The sequence below is a fragment of the Massilia genomosp. 1 genome (assembly GCF_011682185.1).
Taxonomy (GTDB): domain Bacteria; phylum Pseudomonadota; class Gammaproteobacteria; order Burkholderiales; family Burkholderiaceae_D; genus Telluria_A; species Telluria_A rubra.
Genome location: NZ_WHJF01000157.1, coordinates 1 through 9,731, shown reverse-complemented (window position 1 = coordinate 9,731; position 9,731 = coordinate 1). Strand labels below are relative to the sequence as shown.

9 protein-coding genes and 2 pseudogenes are annotated in these 9,731 nt (G+C 52.7%); all 11 read left to right on the top strand.

The genetic code is table 11. From position 1 onward, the window contains the following. A pseudogene (locus F1735_RS31195) lies at positions 1–176 on the top strand (DDE-type integrase/transposase/recombinase); the annotation flags it as partial. An 80-nt stretch (positions 177–256) separates the two neighbouring features. Further along, on the top strand, positions 257–1,342 hold the full coding sequence (istA, locus tag F1735_RS31190) for an IS21 family transposase (protein WP_167240610.1): 1,086 nt from the start codon (positions 257–259) through the stop codon (positions 1,340–1,342). After that, complete coding sequence (istB, locus tag F1735_RS31185; RefSeq protein WP_167240608.1) at positions 1,339–2,124, top strand: IS21-like element helper ATPase IstB; 786 nt, start codon at positions 1,339–1,341, stop codon at positions 2,122–2,124. The genes istA and istB overlap by 4 nt, the downstream gene beginning before the upstream one ends. A gap of 91 nt (positions 2,125–2,215) precedes the next feature. After that, positions 2,216–2,480: pseudogene (locus F1735_RS31180) on the top strand (DDE-type integrase/transposase/recombinase); the annotation flags it as partial. A 667-nt stretch (positions 2,481–3,147) separates the two neighbouring features. After that, positions 3,148–4,431: a hypothetical protein gene (locus F1735_RS31175; RefSeq protein WP_167240606.1), complete on the top strand. Its 1,284-nt coding sequence runs from the start codon at positions 3,148–3,150 to the stop codon at positions 4,429–4,431. Between the two features lie 2 nt (positions 4,432–4,433). After that, positions 4,434–4,973 (top strand): DUF6484 domain-containing protein, encoded by a 540-nt coding sequence (locus F1735_RS31170; RefSeq protein WP_167240605.1) that lies wholly within the window; start codon positions 4,434–4,436, stop codon positions 4,971–4,973. 8 nt (positions 4,974–4,981) lie between these two features. Beyond that, positions 4,982–6,058 carry a DUF2169 family type VI secretion system accessory protein gene (locus F1735_RS31165; protein WP_167240603.1) on the top strand — a complete coding sequence of 359 codons (1,077 nt, stop codon included), beginning with the start codon at positions 4,982–4,984 and terminating at the stop codon, positions 6,056–6,058. Then, positions 6,055–7,077, top strand: a complete 1,023-nt coding sequence (locus F1735_RS31160; protein WP_167240601.1) for a hypothetical protein — start codon at positions 6,055–6,057, stop codon at positions 7,075–7,077. The genes F1735_RS31165 and F1735_RS31160 overlap by 4 nt, the downstream gene beginning before the upstream one ends. Before the next feature lie 63 nt (positions 7,078–7,140). Beyond that, on the top strand, positions 7,141–7,530 hold the full coding sequence (locus F1735_RS31155; protein WP_167240599.1) for a DUF4150 domain-containing protein: 390 nt from the start codon (positions 7,141–7,143) through the stop codon (positions 7,528–7,530). 4 nt (positions 7,531–7,534) lie between these two features. Continuing rightward, entirely contained in the window at positions 7,535–8,311 is a 777-nt protein-coding gene (locus F1735_RS31150; protein ID WP_167240597.1) for a hypothetical protein, read from the top strand. Between the two features lie 34 nt (positions 8,312–8,345). Next, entirely contained in the window at positions 8,346–9,365 is a 1,020-nt protein-coding gene (locus tag F1735_RS31145; RefSeq protein ID WP_167240595.1) for a hypothetical protein, read from the top strand. Positions 9,366–9,731: the final 366 nt, after the last annotated feature.

Here is a 9,731-nt window from a genome sequence, read left to right as displayed (position 1 = left end):
GTCAGCGATATGCCAACGAACTGCGCCGGCGTCAGCCGCAGCGCGGCGACAAATGGCATCTCGACGAAGTCGTGCTCACCATCAAGGGCAAACACCACTATCTCTGGCGCGCTGTCGACCAGGATGGCCATACGCTGGATGTTCTTGTTCAAAGCAGGCGCAACCGCCAAGTGTCAGCAGCGGTTGTAAACTGATACACGCAGCGATTGAAAACTGATACACCGATTTGAGAAGATGGCCGCTTTGCGGAGCGGCCTTGAAACCCAAAGAGGTGTACGTGGAAGTTCAACTACTGAAGAAGCATGGGTTAAGCCTGCGGCAGATCGCCGCGGAGGTGGGCTGCGCGGTGAACACGGTGCGTCGGCACCTGGCCCTGGAGGCGGTGCCCAAGTACGAGCGCAAGGTGAAACGCCAGACGAAGCTGGAGCAGTTCGAGCAGTATCTGAGGGAGCGTCAGCAGGCTGCACACCCGGATACGATTCCGGGGACCGTGTTGTACCGCGAGATCGCGGCACGCGGCTACCAGGGAGGCATGAGCCAGCTGCGCGCGTTCCTGCGGACGTTGCGGCCAACCCCGCCTGCCGATCCGGTGGTGCGCTTCGAGACGGCGATGGGCGAGCAGATGCAAGTGGACTGGGTCGAGTTCCGCAAGGGTGGCACGCCACTGCACGCCTTCTGCGCCACCCTGGGCTTCAGCCGGGCCAGCTATGTGGAGTTCGTCAGCAACATGAAGGTGGAAACCCTGATCGGCTGCCACGAGCGTGCCTTTGCCGCGTTCGGTGGCGTGACCCGTCGGGTCCTGTACGACAACATGAAGACGGTCGTGCTTGAGCGCGATGCCTATGGCGACGGCGAACACCGGTTCCACGCCGGCTTCCTGGACTATGCCAAGCATAGCGGCTTCGTCATCAAGCTGTGCCAGCCATACCGGGCCAAGACCAAGGGCAAGGTCGAACGTTTCAACGGCTACCTGCGGCGCTCGTTCTATGTGCCGCTGGTCAGCCGCCTGGCGCAGAGTGGCCAGAAGCTCGACGTGATCACGGCCAACGTGGAGGTGGGGCACTGGCTGGCCGAGATCGCCAACGCTCGCGTGCATGGCACGACGAAGGAGGCACCGTCCGGCGCGCTCGAGCGCGAGGTGGAACATCTGCAAGCGCTGCCGGCGCCCTGGCGGGGAGACATCGCCGCTGCCCGTCCGCAGCCGGCAACGGTGGTGCCGACGCCGCCCCGCCCGGCGGCGGTGATCAGCCGGATCGCGCAGCCGTCGCCGACGCAGCATCCACTGCACGTGTACGACGCGCTGTTGGTAATAAACCGAGCAGGCGAAGGAGTGGCGGCATGAACCTGCAGCATGAACGTATCGCAGCGTTATGCGAGAGCCTGAACCTGCCGTTCGTGGCCCAGGGCTACGGCGCCGCCACCCAGAAGGCGGCCACGCAGGAGATGGCCTACAGCGACTTCCTGGAGGGGTTGCTGAGAGAGGAAGCTGCAGGGCGCAATGTAAGAAAGCAGAGCACGATGACCCGTCTGGCAGGGTTCCCGGTGGTGAAGACGCTGGAAGAGTTCAACTATGACTTCGCCAAGGGCATCAAGCGCAGCCAGATCGAGGAACTGGCCGGCCTGGGCTTCGTGGAGCGGCGCGAGAACGTGGTGCTGGTCGGTCCCAGCGGCGTGGGCAAGACGCACCTGGCGATGGCGCTCGGCTACAAGGCGACGCAAGCCGGCATCAAGACGCGCTTCACGACGGCGGCCGACCTGATGCTGGCGTTGACCACGGCGCATACGCAGAACAACCTGAAGGCGGTCATGCATCGGGCGATCAAGGCGTACCGCTTGCTGATCATCGACGAAATCGGCTACCTGCCAATGAACCGGGAGCAAGCCAACCTGTTCTTCCAGGTGATCGCCGCCTTGTACGAGCGCGGCAGTCTGATCGTGACCAGCAACCTGCCGTTCGGGCAATGGGACACGACGTTTGCGCAGGATACGACCTTGACCGCGGCGCTGCTGGACCGCTTGCTGCACCATGCACACATCGTGCCGATCGCGGGCGAAAGCTACAGGCTCAAGCATCAGCGTCAGGCAGGAATGATGCGCGGGAGCGCGGTCACGGAAATTGACTGAACACGGGCTGTGTTCGGTGACGGAGGTGTATCAGTTTTAAATCGCTGGCACTACGAAAACTGTATCAGTTTTAAATCGCCGTTGACACCAAGCCGCCAAACGGTTCTTTCGTAAGCTTCTCACTGGCCTGTGTTATGCACCAAGGGTTCTGATCACGGACAAATTGAAAAGCTATGCGGCCGCCAAGGTGCAGATCATGCCCGGTGTCGAGCATCGCCAGCACAAAGGTTTGAACAATCGCGCCGAGCTATCACACCAGCCAACGCGACAACGAGAACGGCAGATGCGCCGCTTCAAATCACCTGGCCATGCACAGCGTTTCCTGTCGGCTCATGGCCCTATCAACAACGCCTTCGGGTGCCAGCGTAACCAGCTGTCGGCGCAGCAGTATCGTCACGTCCGCACTCAAGCATTCTCACTCTGGAACCACGTAACCGATGTAGCGATGAACGGATAATTTACAGCATCCCAAGCTCTTAATACAGCCGGATCGAGCCGACTTGTCCCGGGTTCCGCCTTCGATTCAGCAAGTTGACAGTACCCTCCTAAGTTCATTGGACCTACGTCAGGAAATGAGCATGCCTGCGGACGCCCTCAGTACGGCGTTCTATTTGCAACAAGGTATAAATATATGACATATTTTTCACAGATGTTGTTATTTATGCCATAATGCTATCTTATCTGTGCAGTACGCACTAGTGTGATATTCCCGCTAATGTACCTTGGGCTGTTTAATAAACGACTGTTGAAATCGTTATCACGCAACTTTAAAGTTGCAACTGGCTATGACGTCAACTGTAGTGCGCTCATGGCGACCAATGCCGGAACACATCAGATCATCAATGTCGGGAATGCTTGTCCTGGCGGAGAAGTGAAGAAATCACGTTTACGGGCTGGAAGGCCATCTTGGTTAAGGAAGATAGACGATACTACTTCGATAAATGGAGGCGAAGATCGATATCGCGGCATTGCGAGGCGACGCTGTTAAGAATAAAAATTCACAACAATTAGCACCCAAAATTCATGAACAGTCAATCAGAACGGCACGAGCACGAACAAAATGTAATTCCTTTGATGGTGCGACGTCATGCAGAGGAGGCTGCAACGCGTTGGTGGCGCCGCAGTTCTGCGTATATTGAGGATGAACGGTCGCGCTTTAGTGACCTGATTGAGTTTGACGACTCTATCGACGCGCATCTAGATGGTCTGAGTAATGCTGGTAATGTTGCGCGCATGGTTCTGGAACAAGCTATGTTGAGTGACGCACGGGACGCTAGTGCCGAAATATTTGTCGCGTTAGTTATGGCGTTTGAAACCGGGGATCCTGAGGTCATCCAAAATATGCTGGCACACACCAAACCTTTACCGGGTAGCGCAACGGCGTTGCAGGGCTTGTTTGCTTGGAGTGACGATGAGTTGGTCGGGCAGACTTTGCGCGCACATTTGACCAATCCTGACGTTCGGTATCAGCATGCAGCGCTAGCCGAATGCCATACCCAGCGGGTGGACGGTGGCGACCACCTTGCTTACCTGATTAGTAGTGAGAATGCGCTAGTTGCACGAGCAATCCGTACTGCCGCGCAGTGTGGAAGAGTTGATCTTCTTTCGGAGATCAAAATGTGCCTTGAATTGGCTCCAGAAACGGACGGGGAAGTCCGTTATTGGGCAGCCTGGGCTTTGCTTGCATTGGGGAATAATAGCGTAAAAGCAGTCAATACCCTTATGGCGCTAGTTAATACGTCTAGTGCAAATAATAGCGGCGCTCTGCAGATTTTGTGCTTGACTCTTCCGCGTATTGAATTGCTTGAGTATTTGCAAAGATTATCAACTACATCGATCGATCGAACGTTATATATCCAAGCATTAGGATGGAGCGGTCATGCCGGGTACGTACCCTACTTGATTGATCAAATGCGCATTACAGAATTCGGTAGTTGCGCAGGAGAAGCGTGTCGCTTAATAACAGGGTTTGATTTATTGCAACGCGAAGCCGAACTAGACCCGACACCCTATCTTCCTGATATAAGCTTGTCGCGCTTGCAGAGTGCTTACCCCTACCCCAATGCGGCTATCGTATCGAAGTGGTGGGAAGAGTATGGACACAGTTTTGATATTGAGCAGCAATTGTTACTTGGAGAACCGATTAGCCTAGATTGGCTCGATGATATTATTATGTGCGGCGAACAAACCCATCGAGATCTGGCGGCATTACTTCGCTGGTTTGCCCAACCCGGACAAATGCTGCTACCCACGCACGCCCACTGTTATATCCAATGGCTGCGTTTGCAGCAACTCAAGGGGAATTGAAGATGACTACTGCAACACCATTTGATCTAAAGAAAAACAAAGCTCAACAACCAATGGTTTCGCCTGCTCAAGAGGAAAGCGAAACGCACAGCGCGCCAGTCGCCGGTTTAGTTGTGGGCGTTCTTGTCAGCATTTGCGGCGAGGGCTTGTGCAGTGTTAGTTTCAATGGAAATCCAGGTGGGACTGCTGTGCGTGCCAAGGTTCTCGCGGCGATAACGGAAGACGATATTGGCAAAACAGTTGCGCTGCTTTTCGAGAACGGTGAGATCAAACAACCTGTTGTTATGGGCTTGCTGCGGAGTAGCGCGCAAGGTAATTGCAATCTAGCCAAAACGGTTTCCGGCTTAGTTGGCCCAGCCCTGCAGATTCAGAGCGATGACGACGAAATCAACTTGATAGCTAATCGAAAGCTAGTTCTCAAATGCGGCAGTGCCAGTATTACTCTCGATATCGACGGTAATGTGGAGATACGGGGAAATCATATTCTGTCACGGGCGGCCGGGCAGAATCGGATTAAGGGTAGCGCTATTTCACTCAACTGAGAATTCCGATGTATATCTCCAATTACACCCGTTATATTGCAGAGTTCACTACTGCCTCTGACAAAAGCGGACAAAAGCACTTGCTAGTTATCATTAAGGCAACGTACCGTCTTCCACTTGCAGGCGAAGCCGTGGGACTGATGACCACCCAGCTTCCTCTTTGGATGGCCGATACCGCGACCGGTGCTCTGGGCCTATCTGCTCCGGTTTATGAGTGTGATTATGTACTCAGAAAGCCGAAGTGCGATGTGCTTTTGTTAGGTGCCGCCTACGCGCCGTATGGCATTGCAGCAGAACGGGTAGCAGTAGGAATGCAGGTTGGCACTCTTAGCAAAGCATTTTACGTGACCGGAAAACGCACATGGCACGCAGGGTTATTTGGAACACGCCCCAATCAGGCGGCCTCGTTCACTCGACAGGAAATTAGTTACGACGTCGCGTTCGGCGGTTACGAAAATAGTCCCGATAACCCAGCCGAGCGTGCTGTATACCTCTTAAATCCGGTAGGAGTCGGATTTCAAAAAAAGATGAAATCATCTTTGATCAACAATATGCCCATGCCTCAGACCGAAGCCCCTGCTGATCCAATAACCTCACCTAAAAAGAAATACAGTCCGATGAGCTTTGGGCCGCTGGGTCGGAGCTGGGCGCAACGGGCCAAGTATGCGGGAACTTACGGCGCCCGTTGGGAGGATGAAGTTTTTCCATTCTTGCCTGCAGACTTCGACGATCGCTATTTTCAGAGCGCACCTGAAGATCAGCAGCTTTCTTGCCTAACCGGTGGGGAGACCGTCACTCTGCTTAACCTCACTCATCCGGCGCTCACGCCTTCTGGCCGGTTCGACTTCACCATTCCTGATCTCACTGTTGACGTCCGTTTCTACCCAAAACGTAGTGCTGCGGTAGATGTTGCCGCACGAGCCGACACACTGCTAATTGAACCCGACCAGCAGCGGTTTAGTGTAACGTGGCGCGTCTCGCTACCGATCGCCCGCTCGTCTGACGAAGTTGAGACTGTGGAAATCAGCACTCCGTCGCAAAGACGCGCTACCGCAGCTAATCAGAGCACGGGGGCGGCGGTATGAGCTCACCTCAAATCTGTGTTGCAGCTGCGGGGCTGGTGACGAGTGTCGGCCTCGATACAAGCTCCACATGTTCCGCACTTCGATGCCGGCTCAATAACTTCAATGAAATGGGCGCACTGGACTACGCCAACGAACCAGTGGTGGGCGCGCGCGTGCCACTGTTGATTGGCCCCGTCCCTGATATAGAAAGACTCGCTGCGATGGCAGTTGCAGCGATCAGGCAGGCGTTAGAAGGCCGTTGCGGCATCGTGCTTGCCGAGGTGCCGATACTTCTATGTGTAGCGGAGGTAGGACGCGTTGGCCGCATCCCAGACCTTGACGTCAGACTGGTGGGCGAGTTGGAGCGACGCTTTAACCACCCATTTCATCCTGACTCTGAAACGATCGCTGAGGGTCAAAATTCTGTTAGTTGGGCGCTTATTCGTGCAAGAAAGATGTTACACGCTGGGGGGCACGTAGCCATTCTAGTTGTTGCCGCCGATTCGCTCATCACTGGCGCCACCGTCCAGGCTCACCTCAAGGAAGGAAGAATTATGTCTACCGGTGTGAGAGCTGGATACATTCCGGGTGAAGCTGCCGGAGCGCTGCTATTGCAGCATCCCGATGATACAGCAGCTACCGAACTCCGTGTTTATGGTGTCGGTACGGCCAGGGAGGACGCCACCCGCAATGCTGACTTGCCGTTTCGCGCCGCTGGGCTAACAGCGGCAGTCAAAGCTGCTCTAAAAGATGCTGATGCCGTTGCGGAAGAGATTGATATCTGCCTGTCGGACGCAAGCGGTGAGGAATATTATTTTGAGGAACTTGCGTTAGTTCAGCAACGGAGCGGACTTGAAGTAACATTATGGTTGCCTGCGGAATGCGTTGGTGAAACTGGCAGCGCAATTGGATGCATTCAAATAGCTTGGATGTTTGAAGCAGGAAGGAAGATCTACCTTCCAGGCAATAGCGCCTTATTGTTGGCCAGTGGCGAGGAGGGAGTACGAACCGCAGCCATCCTGTCGTTTTACCATAGTTAGCACTGCCGCTATGCAAAAGCGGCCTGATAAAAGAATCATTTATCCAATTATGAAAGGCAGAATATGGCGCATGACGTGTATGCAAATGATCACGAAGTGGTGGCTAAAGCTGGTGATAGTCTAACTGTAGCCAATTTTCCCGACGTTTGTTATAGCGCCCCATATCCGGCAAAGGTTGGGGTGCCAATTCCGTACCCTAACACGGCATTTGCTAAAGATGCTATAAATGGATCGCGAACGGTATTTATTGGAGGCAAAGAAATAATGCAGCGTGATAAGTCGTTTTTGAGAGTTAGTACTGGAAACGAGCCAGCGACGAAAGCTTTCAAAAAAGGTGCAATTACCGATGTCATCAAAGGAAAGTGCTACTTTCGTTCTTGGTCGATGAATGTTTTCGTCGAGGGATATAATGTGTGTCGTGATGGCGACTTAACAACTAATAATCACGGTTAACCAGATGCCATTGCCTGCAGCAGTCTGGGTCGGAATCGAGGTCATTGCGGTCGTTTCCGCTAAGGTGGCCGCAAAGAAAGCAGCAAAAGAGCTCATCAAGAGGCAAGCTAAAAAGGAAGCGGAACGTCTTGCGAAAGAAGCACTCAAAAAACAGGCTGAGAAAGAGTTAAAGGAGAAGGTAGCAGAGGCTGCAAAAAAAGCCGCGGCAGATGCCGCTAAGAAAGCTAAGGCTAAATCTGGCGCGGTTCCAAAAGCGAACACTGCACCGAAGAAACATCAAGGTAAGCAAAAGCAAAAGCTTGGAAAATGTGATTTGCGACGATATCATCCCGACACGTGCAAGCCATTGACCGGGCACCATGTTGTCCCAGACAGGGTTTTTCGAATCGGAAACGAAAAGACTGGTGTTCGAATTCCGGGCGCCATTTCGAATAATGAGGGTTGGGTCATCTGTGTGGAAGGGCAAAATAGAAGCAAGACCAAAGCTCACGGACAGATTCATGCGCTTTACGATTATGCGGAAGCTGCACTGGGCAAGGTGGGTAAACCCGTTGGAACAGCCGAGCTGGGGAAATTGGAGGCATTGGGTGTGGCAGCGGCTGCGAAAATAGCAAATTGCAATGCTGTAAAAATGCTCGCTGAGCTTCGTTTGAAACACCAGTTAGATGGTCTTGGCCCAAACATGAAAGTTCGAGCGGATCCATGGGGAAGTATAAGCAAAACCCTTGACCCTAAAAAGTTGGGGACGGGGACAGTTCCTCTAGGAAAATTTACAAAGTAAGATTAATCTACGATTGTTGATTTGAAAGGCATATATGGCAAAAAAAAAATATGACGCGGCAGTTACGTTTGTCGCAGGCTGCGTTATTGAAAAAGACTATGTGTATCTCGCAGCCAAGCTTGATAGCCTTGACATCGAAGATGCGTACACGCGAATCTTTATATTCGATGGCGCGAAAGGTGATAGTAACTGGGTCTTGCATGATCTTGCGGACTGGGAAGTTGTTTCCGTTGGCGTTGCTAGCTCTGTCACACCGCGCTTGTACTGTTCTCTTTCTAAAGATGGAAACGTGCGTCTCGAGTATGTGGGGGGCGAATTGGTGGAGGAAATTGTCGATGCCGGATTAAGCACGGGCGACGTTGATAAATATGGTTATGTAAGCAAGATCCGGGAAATTGGAAACCACCTATATGTGTGTGGGTTAAGTGGGCAAGTCTATCGGAGAGAAGGGGGGATATGGAAGCACTTCGACGAAAATTTGTTACGTCCGGTTATTGATTTTGCTCAGCGTATCGAGCGCATTAATTCCGGTGACATGAGTGATTTCGATAGCTTGTTTGACGACGCCCTTGCATTGAACGATGTCAACGGAATTGATGAAAGCGACATATATACGGTTGGCGATTCCGGTAAGATATTTCACTTCGATGGAAAAGATTGGAGTCAAGTAGAGTGCGGCATTGACGAGATATTGCTGTGCATTAAATGTGTAAGTAGGGATGAAGTTTGGATTTGTGGGTATAACGGTGCATTGCTAAAGGGGAATTGGAAAAAAGGTTTCGTGGACGTAAGTGGGGTGGATGATAATGATGTATATTCCAGTGTTGAAGTATTTAAGGATGTAGTCTATCTCGCATCCGAAACCGGATTATCCATTTTTAACGGGAACAAAATACAGAGATTAAAAACCGGCCTCGTCCCTGAGATTTTCGACGGCAATTTGTTAGAATCCAAAGATGGGGTTCTATGGTCATTTGGTTTCAAGGATATTGCATTCTACGATGGAACCGAATGGACTCGTGTTCCATTTCCAGATAATCCTCCTATTCGTTAGCGACGCGCTTATTTATTCGGCCATCGATCATGCAAATGAGGATTTCTGGCGCCGAAATGCTGTAAAGAAAGAGGGTACTGTCAACTTGCTGAATCGAAGGCGGAACCAGGGGCAAGTCGGCTCGATCCAGCTGTATTGAGGCCTTGTGATGGTGTAAATTATTCGTTCATCGCTACTTCGGTTAACTGGTTTCGGAGTGAGAATGCTTGAGTGCTGACGTGACGATACTGCTGCGCCGACGTAACCGTTCACGTCCCGGACGGAATCGGCGGCAGCGAGGGTGTGGCGACGCCCTTTCTGGCGGCGGCGATCACAGTGGCGATGTAGACCCAGGAGGAAACGGCCCGCTTGCGGCAAGTCTCGATG

Bases quoted from the DNA above. Each gene is read 5' to 3' on its own strand.
- F1735_RS31165 (WP_167240603.1), top strand. From the start codon at position 4,982: ATGTATATCTCCAATTACACCCGTTATATTGCAGAGTTCACTACTGCC.
- F1735_RS31155 (WP_167240599.1), top strand. From the start codon at position 7,141: ATGGCGCATGACGTGTATGCAAATGATCACGAAGTGGTGGCTAAAGCT.
- F1735_RS31175 (WP_167240606.1), top strand. From the start codon at position 3,148: ATGAACAGTCAATCAGAACGGCACGAGCACGAACAAAATGTAATTCCT.
- istB (WP_167240608.1), top strand. From the start codon at position 1,339: ATGAACCTGCAGCATGAACGTATCGCAGCGTTATGCGAGAGCCTGAAC.
- F1735_RS31145 (WP_167240595.1), top strand. From the start codon at position 8,346: ATGGCAAAAAAAAAATATGACGCGGCAGTTACGTTTGTCGCAGGCTGC.
- F1735_RS31170 (WP_167240605.1), top strand. From the start codon at position 4,434: ATGACTACTGCAACACCATTTGATCTAAAGAAAAACAAAGCTCAACAA.
- F1735_RS31160 (WP_167240601.1), top strand. From the start codon at position 6,055: ATGAGCTCACCTCAAATCTGTGTTGCAGCTGCGGGGCTGGTGACGAGT.
- F1735_RS31150 (WP_167240597.1), top strand. From the start codon at position 7,535: ATGCCATTGCCTGCAGCAGTCTGGGTCGGAATCGAGGTCATTGCGGTC.